Annotated in this window: 14 protein-coding genes; 12 read left to right on the forward strand and 2 right to left on the reverse strand. The window is 32.2% G+C overall.

Translation table 11 applies throughout. The features are described from left to right. Positions 1-69 precede the first annotated feature (69 nt). The 5 genes from dhaK (at position 70) to L1S47_RS01575 (ending at position 4411) form a co-directional block, all read left to right on the forward strand. A complete protein-coding gene (dhaK, locus tag L1S47_RS01555) occupies positions 70-1068 on the forward strand; it encodes a dihydroxyacetone kinase subunit DhaK (RefSeq protein ID WP_238881731.1) in 999 nt (332 codons plus the stop codon). A gap of 80 nt (positions 1069-1148) precedes the next feature. Then, positions 1149-1778 (forward strand): dihydroxyacetone kinase subunit DhaL, encoded by a 630-nt coding sequence (gene dhaL / locus L1S47_RS01560; RefSeq protein ID WP_238881732.1) that lies wholly within the window; start codon positions 1149-1151, stop codon positions 1776-1778. 38 nt (positions 1779-1816) lie between these two features. Continuing rightward, on the forward strand, positions 1817-2206 hold the full coding sequence (gene dhaM / locus L1S47_RS01565; RefSeq protein ID WP_238881733.1) for a dihydroxyacetone kinase phosphoryl donor subunit DhaM: 390 nt from the start codon (positions 1817-1819) through the stop codon (positions 2204-2206). A gap of 104 nt (positions 2207-2310) precedes the next feature. After that, positions 2311-2652 carry a zinc ribbon domain-containing protein YjdM gene (locus tag L1S47_RS01570; protein WP_238881734.1) on the forward strand — a complete coding sequence of 114 codons (342 nt, stop codon included), beginning with the start codon at positions 2311-2313 and terminating at the stop codon, positions 2650-2652. Between the two features lie 295 nt (positions 2653-2947). After that, positions 2948-4411, forward strand: coding sequence for a GMC oxidoreductase (locus L1S47_RS01575; RefSeq protein ID WP_238881735.1), 1464 nt, complete (start codon positions 2948-2950; stop codon positions 4409-4411). A 65-nt stretch (positions 4412-4476) separates the two neighbouring features. On the opposite strand, the gene L1S47_RS01580 is transcribed toward L1S47_RS01575, so the two are convergent. Further along, positions 4477-7743: a CARDB domain-containing protein gene (locus L1S47_RS01580; protein ID WP_238881736.1), complete on the reverse strand. Its 3267-nt coding sequence runs from the start codon at positions 7741-7743 to the stop codon at positions 4477-4479. Between the two features lie 491 nt (positions 7744-8234). On the opposite strand from L1S47_RS01580, the gene L1S47_RS01585 reads away from it, so the two are divergent. Beyond that, complete coding sequence (locus L1S47_RS01585) at positions 8235-9098, forward strand: DUF2268 domain-containing protein (protein WP_238881737.1); 864 nt, start codon at positions 8235-8237, stop codon at positions 9096-9098. A 33-nt stretch (positions 9099-9131) separates the two neighbouring features. Here L1S47_RS01585 and L1S47_RS01590 read toward each other — a convergent pair whose 3' ends face one another. Then, positions 9132-9890 (reverse strand): MerR family transcriptional regulator, encoded by a 759-nt coding sequence (locus L1S47_RS01590; protein ID WP_238881738.1) that lies wholly within the window; start codon positions 9888-9890, stop codon positions 9132-9134. Positions 9891-10086: 196 nt separating this feature from the next. Between L1S47_RS01590 and L1S47_RS01595 the strand changes: the two genes are divergently transcribed. From L1S47_RS01595 to L1S47_RS01620, 6 genes are all read left to right on the forward strand, one after another. After that, positions 10087-10542 (forward strand): LytTR family DNA-binding domain-containing protein, encoded by a 456-nt coding sequence (locus L1S47_RS01595; protein WP_238881739.1) that lies wholly within the window; start codon positions 10087-10089, stop codon positions 10540-10542. Between the two features lies 1 nt (position 10543). Further along, complete coding sequence (locus L1S47_RS01600) at positions 10544-11242, forward strand: hypothetical protein (protein ID WP_202767230.1); 699 nt, start codon at positions 10544-10546, stop codon at positions 11240-11242. A 243-nt stretch (positions 11243-11485) separates the two neighbouring features. After that, positions 11486-12046: a dihydrofolate reductase family protein gene (locus tag L1S47_RS01605; RefSeq protein ID WP_238881740.1), complete on the forward strand. Its 561-nt coding sequence runs from the start codon at positions 11486-11488 to the stop codon at positions 12044-12046. Between the two features lie 171 nt (positions 12047-12217). Continuing rightward, entirely contained in the window at positions 12218-12562 is a 345-nt protein-coding gene (locus tag L1S47_RS01610; protein ID WP_238881741.1) for a PadR family transcriptional regulator, read from the forward strand. After that, complete coding sequence (locus tag L1S47_RS01615; RefSeq protein WP_238881742.1) at positions 12549-13673, forward strand: DUF2812 domain-containing protein; 1125 nt, start codon at positions 12549-12551, stop codon at positions 13671-13673. The genes L1S47_RS01610 and L1S47_RS01615 overlap by 14 nt, the downstream gene beginning before the upstream one ends. Positions 13674-13812: 139 nt before the next feature. Then, entirely contained in the window at positions 13813-14649 is an 837-nt protein-coding gene (locus L1S47_RS01620; protein WP_238881743.1) for a helix-turn-helix domain-containing protein, read from the forward strand. Positions 14650-14720 lie beyond the last annotated feature (71 nt).

Raw genomic sequence — 14720 nt, forward strand, 5'->3', positions numbered from 1 at the left:
TAAAAATAAAAATTATTAAATATATACAAAGCTATTATATCAAATATAAAAAATGGGAGGAAGAAATTTATGAAAAAAATAATTAATAACCCAGATTTAGTTGTAGAGGATATGTTAAAAGGCATGGTAAAAGCACATCCAGAGTATATTAAAAAGCTTGAAAATGCAGATGTTTTAGTGAGAGCTAATTCTCCAGTAGAAGGAAAAGTTGCGTTAGTAAGTGGTGGCGGAAGCGGACATGAGCCAGCACATGGAGGCTATGTAGGAAAAGGTATGCTTGATGCTGCAGTTGCTGGAGCTGTTTTTACATCGCCAACCCCAGATCAAGTATATGAAGCTATAAAAGCAACTGATTCAGGAAAAGGGGTTTTGCTTGTAATCAAAAATTATAGCGGAGATATAATGAACTTCGAAATGGCTAAAGATATGGCTGACATGGAAGGAATTGAAGTTAGAGCAGTAGTAGTAAATGATGATGTTGCTGTAGAAAATAGTACTTATACAGCTGGAAGAAGAGGAATTGCAGGAACAGTATTTATACACAAAATTGCAGGAGCTAAAGCAGAAACAGGAGCTTCTTTAGAGGAAGTTACAAAAGTTGCAGAAAAAGTAATTGATAACGTAAGAAGTATGGGAATGGCTATATCTTCATGTACAGTACCAGCAGCAGGTAAACCAAACTTCACTTTGGGAGACAAGGAAATAGAAATAGGTATGGGCATCCATGGGGAACCAGGAACTCATAGAGAAGAAATTAAAACTGCAGATGAAATTTCTGAACATTTACTAAATAAAATTTTAGAAGATATGCCACTAACTAATGGGGAAGAAGTTGCAGTAATGGTAAATGGACTAGCATCAACTCCTCTTATGGAATTATATATAGTAAACAAAAAAGTTAGTGAAATGTTAGAAGAAAAAGGCGTTAAAATACACAGAACTTTTGTAGGTGAATTCATGACATCACTTGAAATGGCTGGCTTCTCCATAACTGTATTAAAGCTTGATAGTGAGTTAAAGGAACTGTTAGATGCACCAGCAGATACACCTGCATTTAAAGTAATATAGTTATAGTTTGATAAATTTTAGGTGAAGTATATTACTTCATCTAAAATTCATTAATTAATATATAAATGGAGGAATGTAATATGAGCATAAAAGGTAGAAATGTTATAGAAATATTAAAAGATATAAGTGTAAAAATGGACGAAAATAAGGCATATCTTTCAGAATTAGACGCAACTATAGGCGATGGTGATCATGGACTAAATATGAGTAAGGGTTTTAAAGCAGTATTAGAGAAACTAAAAGATGATGATGGAAGTGACATAGCAGGAATTTTAAAAAAGACAGGAATGGCATTGGTTTCTAATGTTGGAGGGGCTTCAGGTCCACTATATGGAACTGCATTTATGAAAGCTGCTTTAAGCATCAATGGCAAATCTGAAATAGATATTAATGATTTTGAGAAAATGTTAATTGATGCCCTTGAAGGAATAAAAATGAGAGGAAAAGGTCAAGCTGGAGATAAAACAATGATAGATGCAATAGAACCAGCGTTGGAAGCTATAAAAGATGGAATAGCAAAGGGCTTTGAGTCAAAAGAAATATTAAGGTTAACTAAAGAAGCAGCATATAGAGGAGTAGAACATACTAAAGATATTATAGCAAAGAAAGGAAGAGCTAGCTATTTAGGCGAAAGAAGTATAGGTCATCAAGATGCTGGAGCTACTTCCGCTGCAATAATATTAGAAACTATATATGAAGCATTTAAGTAAGAAGGATGCTTAAATAAATTATAAAAAGGAGAGTATACATGGTAGGAATTGTAATAACTTCGCACAGCGAAAATATAGCAAAAGGCGTAAAAGAATTAGCAGAACAAATGGCACCTAATGTACCAATAGCTATAGCTGGTGGTACTTCTGATGGAAGAATAGGAACAGACGTTGAAAAGATTATTAGCGCTATAGAAAATGTTTATTCTGAAGATGGTGTTATTATTATATTTGATTTAGGTAGTGCATTTATGAATGCTGAAATGGCAATAGAGTGTGTGGATGAAAGTATAGCAGAGAAAATTAAAATAGTAGATTGTCCTATAGTGGAAGGTGCTATAACTGTGGCGGTAGAGAGTAGTATAGGTAAAAATATATCAGAAATTGAAGAAGCACTAAAACCTATGAACTTAGGGAAAATGCCATAAATTATGCAGATTGAATGTTTGTAAATATATGAAAACTATGTTAGTATATTTAAGCATGTAAAAAATTATATGCTTTATGTAACAAACATAGGAGGAATGAATGTATGAGTAATGTACCAAGTTGCCCAAAATGTAATTCAGAATATACTTATGAAGATAGAGGTCTGTTTATTTGCCCAGAGTGTGGACATGAATGGAATTTAGAAATAGAAACTGAAAATAGTGAAGATAAAAATGTTGTGAAAGATTCTAATGGAAATATCCTAAGTGATGGTGATTCTGTAACGGTAATTAAAGATCTAAAAGTTAAAGGAAGTTCATCAGCTATAAAAATGGGAACAAAGGTAAAAAATATACGTCTAGTTGATGGAGATCATAATATTGATTGTAAAATTGATGGTTTTGGTGCTATGCAACTAAAGTCTGAATTTGTTAAAAAGATATAAAAGCAGACGAATAAACCCCTGGACATAAATGTCTAGGGGTTTTGCTTGTTCATAGATTTAGAATAATTAGTTAAATGTAGTTACGAAACCATTCATAATTAGATAAGGTGGATTTGCAGCAATATTTCTTGTAACACCATCAATAGGTACATTCTTAAATAAAACTTTTATTAAATTATAAACACTTTGAAATTCAACACATATAATTAGTAATATAGCACTGAAAGGGCTTAATAATAGGATGTTTACTTATTTTGGACAAAAAACTAATAATATACTCCCTGTCTGTAATCCCATGATGCCCTCAACTGATCAAAATCACTGGATTCCGTTAACTCCATTAAAAGAAATGTCAGAAAAAGAATATGACGTTATAATTGTAGGTACAGGAGCTGGTGGTGGAGCTGTATTATGGAGATTGTGCGAAAGATTAATGGAAAAAGGTGTACGAATAGGTATAATCGAGAGAGGCGATTTACTCATACCAACTAATTATTTAAATGTTCCAACATTAAATGCAGCAAGTGGAAGAGATTATTATTACAACGTAGGTTACAGACTTGGAAAATTTCAACCCGAATTTCCAGGAGCAAATGAAATATTTGCACTTGGAGGTAGAACATTGTTTTGGTCAGGAAATACCCCAAGATTAAATCCAAGTGAAATGATTGATTGGCCTATATCTTACAAGGACTTGATCCCATATTACAATATTGCAGAAGAAATAATGAGTATTTCAAATGGATATACACAAGATTCTAAATTATCTTCAACAATGCTTGAAATTCTAAGAACAAGTGGCTTCCCAGATTCTATGAAAATACCGGTGGCAGCGGATCTTTCACAAACAAAATACGGGCAAGTACACTCAAATGCTTTATTTAGTTCTATTCTGTTATTTGCAAGGGCATTATATAAACATAAATTTGATTTAGCTGTTAATGCACGAGCAGTAAGAATTCATAAAAAAGACAATAAAGCTAAGGGTATTGAAGTTATGTCTCCCGATAAAGAATCTTATTTTATTAAAGCAAAAAATATAGTTTTATCAGCTGGTATTTGGGAAACTCCTCGTCTTCTTTTACATTCTGGAATTAAAGGTAGTCCTGTAGGGCATTACTTGGCAAATCACTCGAAAATTTTAGCAACATTGAATGTGAATAGAAGTGATTTTGGAGAGGTATTAGGGACACTTGATCTTTTGGTGCCTGGAACAAATGAACGTCCTTATCAAGTTACGCTTTACGGCCCAGATCTTGAACGACATTTGTGGTATCAACCATATGAAAATAGACCATTACTAAATGAGATTGGAATTGGAATTGAAGGATTAGGTATTGTTGAGCCAAGATTTGAAAACAATATATCCTTAGATTTAAATAAAGTAGATGAATATGGAGTACCAGAAATAAAAGTTGAATTTTCTTATGGTGAAAAGGACATGGATGTTATCGGACAAATGCTAAATGGGATAAATAATATAATAAAGGGTATAGGGAGATATACAAGCATAAGTAACTCCAAGATATGTTTATTTGTACCAGGAGATGATTATCATGAAGTGGGAACCTGTCGAATGGGAAATGATCCATCTACATCAGTAACTAACCGTTATGGACAATTACATGAAATTCCTAATATATATGTTGCTGACAATAGTGTATATCCTTCTATTGGCGCTGCAAATCCTACATTAACAACAGTTTCTTTATCAATACGTACTGCAGATTATATCATCCACAAATTAATGACATCTTAAAGAAATTAAGTACATAAGCCTGCCAAGGTGGCAGGCTTATTAGTTTTTTGTTTTTATACTAATAATTAGTTAAATGTTGCAGTAAAGCCATTCATAATTAGATAAGGAGGATTTGCAGCAATATTTCTGGTAACAAGATTAGTGAAAGTAGCAGACCCATTGCTCGTATAGGTATAAATAGCTGTGCCTAAATGTGGTGAAGAGAATCTTGAAGTTGATATTCCATCTTTACCTGTACCATCAATGGTTACATTCTTAAATAAGATACCACTAAAACCTCCGCTGTATCCAAATTGTATTGCATCTCTTTGGGTGTTAATGATGTCGATATTCTCGAAAGTGATATTTTTTATGCCAGTATTTGAAGCCTCTAAATCAATTGCACCACGCTCACCGTTGTAGCAATCTTTACTTGTACCACAATTTATTATGGTGGTGTCTGAGAAAGTGATTCCTGTGTTGTTCTCGAAATGATATCCTGGGAATACAGTATTTAATCGGATACCTGAACCCATAAAGCTGTCTTTAATATAGTTATATCTTGCTTGATGTCCAGAACCACCGAATATAGCTATAGCTGCAGCACGCCAATTGTTTTCTATTGTGTTATATAGGAAGGAGTTGTTTACTTCCATAGGTGCGCCCATAGTTGAATCAGGCCACATAGCAAGTCCGTCATCACCATTATTTCTTACGCTGCAGTTTCTTACTGTGGAATTCTTAGTTCCTTGACAGAAGTTTACGCCATCAGCCAAGTTATTTCTTATACGACCATTTTCAATAACAAGTCCATCAGCAGGAATAGCTGGTGTATGAGCGTAATCTCCTACCCAGAAACCACACTCAAAGTGTTCTTCCCAGAAATCATGAATTTTAGAATTTGTGCCGAAGTTATCCATGAAGCATTTGTATATTGCATTTTGCCCATAACGTGATCTAAGATTTGAATTTATATATACATTACTAAAATCTAATTTACCAGTAGCAGCCATTCTTAGAGATATACCACCGCTAGCTGAATTTGAATTAGTGAACTGTATATTTGTATACCACATACCAGCTCCAGTAATTGTCATGCTTGAAAGAGGACTAGATACTGATCCAATTACCCACATATTATTTAAGTTAAATGTACCTGCAGGAATATATACAGTTTTTCCTTGGGAAGTGGCTGCACTTACGCAAGCATTGAAAGCTGCAAGATCATCTGTGCCGTCATTTGCAGTTGCTCCATAGGAGGTTACAGACAATGAGTTAGCAGGTTGAGAAATAGCTGATGGAACTGATTCAACTTCTACAAAGTCAACACCGTATACCAAGCTATCTCCTGATTTTTGGATTTTGAGTACATCACTAGCCTTAAGTGGTGAAGTAAGCAACCAGTGTTTTTCGTCAAATCGGAAAGCAACTTGGCCCCCATTTGGAGCATCGCCAGGTTGATCCCCTTGGAAGTATTGATAACTGTAGTAAGAGGTAAGGTCTATTGTTTGAACCTTAGAACCATTTACATAGCAGTCAAGAGAACCCTTAAGTCCCATTCCATCAGATGAATCAGGCATAGTAAATCGCATGTTAACACCAGTGCCACCTTTACTAACTGTCCATTGAACATAGGAACCATTTGAAGGAAGTTCTACATATTTTTGATTTGATGCTTCTGAAGCTGTTAGTGAATAATCAAAAGTTGGTGCAGATTTTAATAGAGCACCTCCGCCGATTGTAGCATCTTCAGATTCATATCTTGTATAAGGTACTGTAGCTCCACGATCACCATTTCCTACTGACATGGTTACATTATAAGTGTTATTTGTTTCATCTGTCTCTGTGGTTGTATTATTGTTATCAACAGTAGCACTTATTGAATGTGTTCCACTTGTTGCAGCCCATGTACCAGTTGCAGTTAAGGTAAGAGTAGAGCCTGCAGTTATTGAAGCAGTGCTGTTTGAGGAGGCAACAACTTGAGTGCCGTCAACTTTAAAAGAAACAACTCCAGCAGCTCCTGCGATTGTACCTTGATTCTTAACTGTTGCACTGAAGGTTACTGGGCTTCCAGCAATAACATAGGAAGGGGACCAAGAAATATCAGTTACAACAAGATCAATACCGGATTTGGGGCTAACTGATAAGTTTAAGTTATAGGTATTATTAGCTTCATTTCCCTCTATAGTTATATTTGAATTATCAACAGTTGCAGTTACAGAATGGCTTCCAACACCAGATGCACTCCAAGTTCCTGTGACAGTTTTAGTAGCACCAACTGCTAAGGAATCTGTATCATTTGCACTTGCAGATACTTGTGTTCCGTCAACTTTGAAGGAAACAATTCCAGGTGCGCCTGCAGCGTTGCCTTGATTTTTAATAGTAGCTGTAAAGTTTACAGTATCCCCAATTGATGGAGAAGTAGGAGTGCATGTCAAGTTTGTTACTACAAGATCAGCCATTGGTGAATTAGTAACTGAAAGACTTTCTGAATATTTGTTATTATCTTCATTTGATTCAGACATTCTATTAACATCATCAACCCATGCAGTTATATTATGGCTTCCTGATGAAGCAGTCCAAGTGGAAGCACCAGATGGCCCACCGCAAGCTGTTACAGTTATAGATGCACCAGGAGCTATGGAACTTGAATTATTATCAGACCATGATACTTGTGTGTCGTCAACAAAGAAACTTACTCCATTTATTACGCCAGCAGGGGTTGAACCTGTGCCTTGATTTTTTATAGTTGCGCTGAAAGTAACTGCATTTCCTGTTAATGGACTTGCTGGATTCCATGAAATATCTGTAACTACGAGATCAGGAGTTCCTGAAGAAGTAGTATTGCCATAAGCTTCAAATTCTGCAACCTGTCCTCCTGTAGCTCCGCTATTTGCAGTGAAGTTCAAGCGTACATACCTTGCACTTGTTTCAGTGAAGGTGATTATTACAGTGTTACCACTTGAAGGATTGAATGTATAGGTGTTTGAGGCTACAAGAGTTGAGTAGGAAGAATTATTTGTACTTGAAAGTAATGAGAAGGTTTGTGTCCTAACACCCCATGTTGGGTTTAGTTTCAATACCACTTTATTAATCGATTGTGCGCTTCCTAGATCAACTGTAAGGGTATTGGGATACGTACCAGGAGCACCTTCCCAGTAAGTGTTAACGTTACCATCGTTGGCATTTGTTGCAACGTAGTTCTGTTGTACGCTGCTGGCAGTAATAGTTTTATTAAGGGCCAAGTTAGCAGTATCTGCTGCATGTACAATGGGAGCAAAAGCAATAACTTGAGTCAGCATAAATGCTAACACAAGAATAAAAGTTGTATATTTTTTATAACTTTTTCTCATAAATTTACCTCCATTACATAATAAACTTTTTCATGAATTTAATATTTTATAATAAATATCACCTCCTTTGAAATTCAATGGGAAGTATTAATATAAAGTTGGTTAAACGTTAAATCTATTTCAAATATATTCTTAGTATCTAAAAAATATCAATAAAGTTTTAGTTATTACCATATAGTATAACGTTACATGTGATGCAATTTGGAGGGAATCAATATGATAGGAGATTTAACAGGAATTTCAAAAGGTTGAAGAAAATTTAGATAATAAATATACGATTAAGATTTCTATTTATGGAAATAAGATTGTTTTATATGAACTAGGATTAAGAATAGGTAAAGAAAAATATGCTCCATATAACTTATTTGATTTTCCTTAAGGAATAAAATAAATTAATTTTCTTGTTGACCTTCACGTGACGTCATACTTTATAATCGAAATTGTAATAAGTGATATCACAGTTTTAAATGAATTATAAGGAGATGATTTTAATGGAAATAATTATACAGGATACTTTAAGTTTATATAAAGAAATGCTTAGTTTGCCAGAAGTAGAGAGAAGGGAGTTCTTTAGTAGAGAACTAGTAGAACCTTTTAATCCTATGTTTGAAATAATGCATATGCCAAAGACACCTGAGGCAATGGGATGTATAGAGATATCTGGCCGTGACTCAAAGATGATAGAAATGTTAGAAAGGCTTGAAAAAGCAGATGCATGGAATAATGCAAGAAAAGCCATGGAAACAGCAGTAGATCGCTTTGAAAAAGCATCTATACCATTACCTGAGAAAGTTATAGTAGGAATCTTTTTAGGAAATCCAGAATTTTTAGCTATGGTGGAAGGATATACAGGTATGGGGTCTATACCTGGTTATATACAAATAATAATTGATCCTAATGAAAAGAATCTACCAAAGCTAAATGCATGCATAGCTCATGAATTTCATCATAACGTGCTTTTCTATAATGCAAAATGGAACTTTATGAGTGATGTAACAGTTGGAAAGTACCTTGCAGTTGAAGGATTGGCTGAAAGCTTTGCAGCTAGTTTATATGGTGAAGAGTTTATTGGTCCTTGGGTAACTGGTCTACAAGGTGCTGATTTAGAGAAAGCAAGAAGAATAACTTCAAAAGCACTTGATGTTAAAGGATTTATGGAAGTGCGTAAATATATATTTGGAAAGCATCCAATGATGCCTGAAACTAAGGATTTTGACATGCCATTCTGTGGAGGATATGCTGTGGGATATCACGCAGTACAGTCATACTTAAGAAAAACTGGAGTTTCAATAGAAAAGGCTACAATAATAGATGGAGATGAAATTATGAAGTCATCTGGCTATTTTGATGCTTAAAAGAGAAAGAACTTACTTTAAATAGTAAGTTCTTTATTTTTCACAGTAATACATAATTGCCCTATAAATGAAATCACTCAAATCTTCATCACTAAATTGATTAAAGTAACTTTTAAATCTATTATCGTATTTATAGTTGTGAGCAATACATTTTAAAATTTCAGTATCGCAAGTCATAAACTGTTCCATGTAACTTTTCCATTTTATAATTAAATTTTGAACATCATAAGAAGCGGGAGATTTATGAATAAGTTTTGCTATTTTCTTATACACCGTTTCTATATTGTTCGCGAAATCATTAGATACTTTTATTCTTTCATCATCAGATAGTTTTTCTAGGTTACCCTCAAATTCTTTATATTTCTCGGTTTCACCATATACTATTTTGGCTTCACGATTATATTGCTCTTCTAGCGGAAAAATAGATGAGTTATTAAATACATTCAAGTTAAATACATCTTTTCCTGATACATAATCCTCTAAGGCAGAAATTATTTTACCTAATCGTTTCTGTTTAGACAGTAACGTTTGATAATGTACTTTTAACATTTCTTGTTGTTCTAGTTTTGATAGTTTCATAATATCAGCTATTTCTTTTAAAGGTAGATCCATTTCTCTGAAAAATAAAATGGTTTGAAGTTTTTCTAAATCTTCTCTGCTATAAGCCCGATAACCATTGTCTAGTAAGCGAGTTGGTTTCAATAAATCTATCTCATCATAATAATGTAATGTTCTAGCAGTGACTCCTGTTATTTGTACTATATCTTTAATAATAAAAAATTGTTTTTTCATTTTAAAAGGTCCTTTACTTATTTATAGTTATATATAGAATACACTATAACTTTACGTCATAGTCAAGTAAAAGAACTATTTGTGCAATATCTGTATAAAAAGCATACCACTTACAAGCAATAACTAACCACTTGCTTAAGTTATATTTACAAGGGGGAAAACAGTCCATATAATAAAAAATGTGGGGAGTGAAAATATGAAGATACGAATCGAAGTAGATAATAAAATTGAAGAAAATGAAGTTATCATTAGATGTAGTGAACTAAATGATGAAGTTAAGAATATTCAAGTTTCACTTAACGATATATTGTCACAAAATAAGAATATAACTTTCTATAAAGGAGATACAGAATACTATCTTTCTTTGGATGAAATTTTATTCTTCGAAACTGAAGAAAGCTGGATTTGTGCACATACAGTTGACAATATATACAATGTGAAATATAAACTTTATGAACTTGAAGAATTCTTACCTGGATATTTTATGAGAGTTTCAAAATCCACAATTCTGAATACAAATCATATTTACTCCATAACACGCAGTATATCATCATCAAGTAAGGTTGAATTTCAAAATACGCATAAGCAGGTATATGTTTCAAGATATTACTACAAACCATTAAAAATTAAATTATTAGAAAAGAGGAAATGATATGAAAAGAGAAAGAATTTTTTGGGGATTAGTATTTATACTATGCGGAGTTTTTTTAATTGTAAGTAAGCTAGGATACTTTCCTGATATAAATGTATTTAGTTTATTATTAACAGTATTTTTAGTAGTAATTATTATTAAAAGCTTAACTCGCATGAATTTTCCAGGTATTTTATTTCCATTAGCGTTTATCAGCATAATATATGATGACCAATTGGGAATTACAAGTATTACTCCATGGACTGTACTATTTGCAGCATTACTAGGAAGTGTTGGTCTTTCTATGATTTTTCATAAACGTGCTGGATGGATTCACGATAAGCATCATTGGGATGATTATAAGTTTGAAAAAATTGAAGTAGAAGATGAAAGCCATGTTAAATATGGAAGTTCATTTAATTCTACTATAAAATATATAAACTCAGATAATTTCGAACAAGCTGATTTTAACTGTTCTTTTGGATCTTTGAAGGTGTATTTTGATAACGCAACTATACGTAACGGTAATGCAGTAGTTAGAATTGATGCTTCTTTTTCAGGAGTTGAATTATATGTACCAAAAACTTGGAATGTAGAGGATAAAACTAGTGGTTTCCTAGGCTCACTTAGTGAAAAGAATAAAAATGATAAAATAACTACAAGTACTTTAACTGTAGTTGGCGATATCAAGTTTTCAGGAGTAGAAATAATTTATATCTAAAAATGTATAAATATTATGCTAAAAGAGGCTGTTGCAAATGCAATGGTCTCTTTTTAAAACAATACGAACCTCGAAATAATCCGAGGGGAGAGCTTTTTATATTCATAGATTTTAAATAGCTATTAGTAATATTAACTTATGGTATAATAGATTAACAAAAAATTAGATAGAAATAATAATTTAGTATATATCTATAGATACTATTCATAGGGAAGTATATTGAAGAGGAGGCTGAATATTATAATGGATACTGGAAATAGTAGAAGAATAATTTTAGATTTAGCAGTGACATTAGATGGATTTATCGAGGGACCAAATGGTGAAGTTGATTGGTGTATCATGGACAATGATATGGGATTTACTGATTTTTTAAATAATATTGATACAATTTTATATGGACGTAAAAGCTATGAATTATGGGGACAGTATGTTCCTGAAGGTGGAATATCAGATGCTGAAAAAGAAGTATGGAAGTTAGTTCATAGTAAGAAGAAATATGTGTTTTCTAAAACTGCTACCAAAGAGTATCCAGGGGCCAATCTAATAAGTTGTAACATTGCAGAAGAAGTAAAGCAAATAAAAAGTGAACCAGGTAAAGATATTTGGCTTTATGGAGGAGCAAGTCTTATAACAACTTTTTTAAGTCTAGGGCTTGTTGATGAATATAGATTATCTATCCATCCTGTCATTTTAGGAGAGGGTAAACCTCTGTTTAATGATATAAAGAAGAGAATAGGTCTCAAGCTTGTTAGTACTAAGAAGTTTTCTTCAGGTGTAGTTCAGTTATGTTATCATTGTGCATAGAATTAATATATGAATAGTTAGTAATTATGGAGATTATGGCAATCAAAATTTTGAGTGCCATAATTTTTTTTAGCATATATTTACATTTGTAAATATATGGAGTAATATATAGACATACGATATATAGAGAAGCGATATATAGAAGTACGATATAGATTTGGTGGTGTATTTATGAAAAAGACTGCAGAGAGCTTTCTACCATTAACAGAAACAACTTATCTAATTCTTACATCATTATGGAATCCACTTCATGGTTATGGAATAATGCAAAATGTAGAGAAAATGACGAACTCAAGAATAGTACTTGCACCAGGTACATTATATGGTGCACTATCAAAATTAGCAAAGGATAATCTAATTCAGGCTATGGATACTTCATTAGTGGCAGACAGAAAAAAGAATTACATTCTAACTGAATTAGGAAGAGAAGTAGTTAAGTTAGAGTTTAAAAGGTTAGAGACTTTAGTTATAGAGTCCAAAAAAATGCTAAGGAGTGTTAATTTTGAGGACAACTAAAAAAGTATTTAAATTATTCTACATTTTTGATTTAGAGAAAGAAGAGAATTGGCTTAGAGAAATGGCTAATAAAGGTTGGTTTTTTGAGAAGGTAAATTACTTAGGAGTTTATACATTTATAAAAGGACCATGTACTGATACCATATATAAAATTGATTTCAATAAAAATATTAGTGATGTTGAAGAATACTACGATTTGTTTAGTGAAAGTGGATGGGAATTTATATATAAAATAAGATTTTTCAAATATTTTAGATATGTTGGTGACGCAGCTAGTTATAAGAATGAGCCGAATATTTATAATGAACCAACGGAACAAATTACATTTCTTCGCAAATGGTTATTATTATTTTTAATAGTTTATGGAATTGAATATGATTTGCTTTTTAGTATATCATTTCTACAAAAGGCTAGCCAGGGAGCAATAAATATAATCCTAATTATTATTTTATTATCATGTATCTTAGTAAGGTTTATAAACTCCTATATAATATTAAAGCGAAAGCTGAAAAGAAGTAAAGGTATAGAGTATTATTCTAAAAATGATCTAAGAAAAATATATTCTTCAGTATCTTTGTTAATAGCTCCAATTTTAATTTGTGTTATTTTAGCTAGTACATTAACCAATATTTATACTGTTGGAGGTTCAGATAAAGCTATTAAAGCTAAAATATTGAAATATGATAGGACTTCTTTATATCCAATGAAAAATATAGATTACATTACATCACATGATTTTGGCAGTTACAGAGTTTATTTATACGGAAGCAATGAGAGAATTGGTATAATTGCAATAGAAAAAGTATTTTTAAATAGGTATAAGGTAGTAACAAATTTTAGTGGAGAATTACCTCTAAAACAGTTTATAGCTACAGATTATTTAAAATTAGGAGAGAGTAAGTACACAGTTATATATGGTAAGGACGAAAGTAATGAAATTTACAAAGCAGTTATAACTTATGAAGATGGTACTGGTGATGAAATTATGAAGGAATATTTTATAGAAAAAGACAATTGCTTTATGATTATTCAAAAGCAAGATAAAAAGGTGAAACAAATTAAACTATATGATAAAGATAATATAGATATTACTGATAAATATAGTAAGTAAATACTAAAAAATTATTTTAAAATTAAACCTTAATAAAACCTCATGAATACTAGGGTGCAACCATCAGTTTACAAAAAGAAATTGCCAGTTGGTAGCGTGAAAAAGGTAAATTTTATATAATTCTATTGAGGTGAAGAGAATGAACTTATCTGAAAAACTACAGTTCTTAAGAAATAAGAATAGACTATCTCAAGAAGAACTTGCAGAAAGGTTAGGAATATCAAGGCAAGCAATTTCAAAATGGGAGTCAGGACAAGCAACACCAGATTTAAAGAAACTAATAACTATAGCTGATCTTTACAATGTAACCATAGATAGTTTAGTTAAAGATGGTGATGACTTTGATATTATACAAAGTGATGAAACCTATAGCCAAGAAAAGAAAGAACCGGAAAAAATAGATAATAAAAAGTCACAGGTAATTATTAATATTAATAAAAGTTCACTGGAATATGAATATAAAAGTAAGAGATTATTATTTGGCTTACCACTAGTTCATATCAATATAGGAAGAGGATTTAAAAAGGCAAAAGGAATAGTTGCGGTAGGAAACATATCTTATGGAATACTATCATTAGGATTTGTCTCTTTTGGTTTTTTAAGTTGTGGTTTCTTATCAATTGGATTAATTAGCTTAGCACTTTTCTCAATTGGATTATTACTAGCTGTAGGAACTATATCATTAGGGATTATTTCAATTGGTGCAATTTCAATAGGAGTATTTTCATTTGGGGCACTAGCTATTGGAAAATATGCTGTAGGGGCAGCGGCCATGGCATCAGATATAGCAATTGGAGATTATGCATCTGGGCATATAGCCATAGGAAATAGAGTAGTAGGAGAAAACACATTACCACTAGATACATCAGCTAAAGAGGTTAAAACCTTAATTAAAAGAGAGTATCCTAATTTGAAAGATACTGCTTTAAATATAATTAATTTCTTTGTTAATCATGTTATGGCAGGAACAAAATAAAATACATTTATTGAAGATTTTAAAAGAAACTCTCGGTAGATAATCGAGGGTTTTTAATTGTTTTAGGTAAA

Origin of the sequence: Clostridium sp. YIM B02551 (assembly GCF_022324735.1) — a bacterium.
Lineage (GTDB): Bacteria > Bacillota > Clostridia > Clostridiales > Clostridiaceae > Clostridium_T > Clostridium_T paridis.

Excerpts from the sequence above, each read along its gene's own strand:
- dhaK (WP_238881731.1), top strand. The coding sequence starts at position 70 with ATGAAAAAAATAATTAATAACCCAGATTTAGTTGTAGAGGATATGTTA.
- dhaL (WP_238881732.1), top strand. The coding sequence starts at position 1,149 with ATGAGCATAAAAGGTAGAAATGTTATAGAAATATTAAAAGATATAAGT.
- dhaM (WP_238881733.1), top strand. The coding sequence starts at position 1,817 with ATGGTAGGAATTGTAATAACTTCGCACAGCGAAAATATAGCAAAAGGC.
- L1S47_RS01570 (WP_238881734.1), top strand. The coding sequence starts at position 2,311 with ATGAGTAATGTACCAAGTTGCCCAAAATGTAATTCAGAATATACTTAT.
- L1S47_RS01575 (WP_238881735.1), top strand. The coding sequence starts at position 2,948 with ATGATGCCCTCAACTGATCAAAATCACTGGATTCCGTTAACTCCATTA.
- L1S47_RS01580 (WP_238881736.1), bottom strand. The coding sequence starts at position 7,743 with ATGAGAAAAAGTTATAAAAAATATACAACTTTTATTCTTGTGTTAGCA.
- L1S47_RS01585 (WP_238881737.1), top strand. The coding sequence starts at position 8,235 with ATGGAAATAATTATACAGGATACTTTAAGTTTATATAAAGAAATGCTT.
- L1S47_RS01590 (WP_238881738.1), bottom strand. The coding sequence starts at position 9,890 with ATGAAAAAACAATTTTTTATTATTAAAGATATAGTACAAATAACAGGA.
- L1S47_RS01595 (WP_238881739.1), top strand. The coding sequence starts at position 10,087 with ATGAAGATACGAATCGAAGTAGATAATAAAATTGAAGAAAATGAAGTT.
- L1S47_RS01600 (WP_202767230.1), top strand. The coding sequence starts at position 10,544 with ATGAAAAGAGAAAGAATTTTTTGGGGATTAGTATTTATACTATGCGGA.
- L1S47_RS01605 (WP_238881740.1), top strand. The coding sequence starts at position 11,486 with ATGGATACTGGAAATAGTAGAAGAATAATTTTAGATTTAGCAGTGACA.
- L1S47_RS01610 (WP_238881741.1), top strand. The coding sequence starts at position 12,218 with ATGAAAAAGACTGCAGAGAGCTTTCTACCATTAACAGAAACAACTTAT.
- L1S47_RS01620 (WP_238881743.1), top strand. The coding sequence starts at position 13,813 with ATGAACTTATCTGAAAAACTACAGTTCTTAAGAAATAAGAATAGACTA.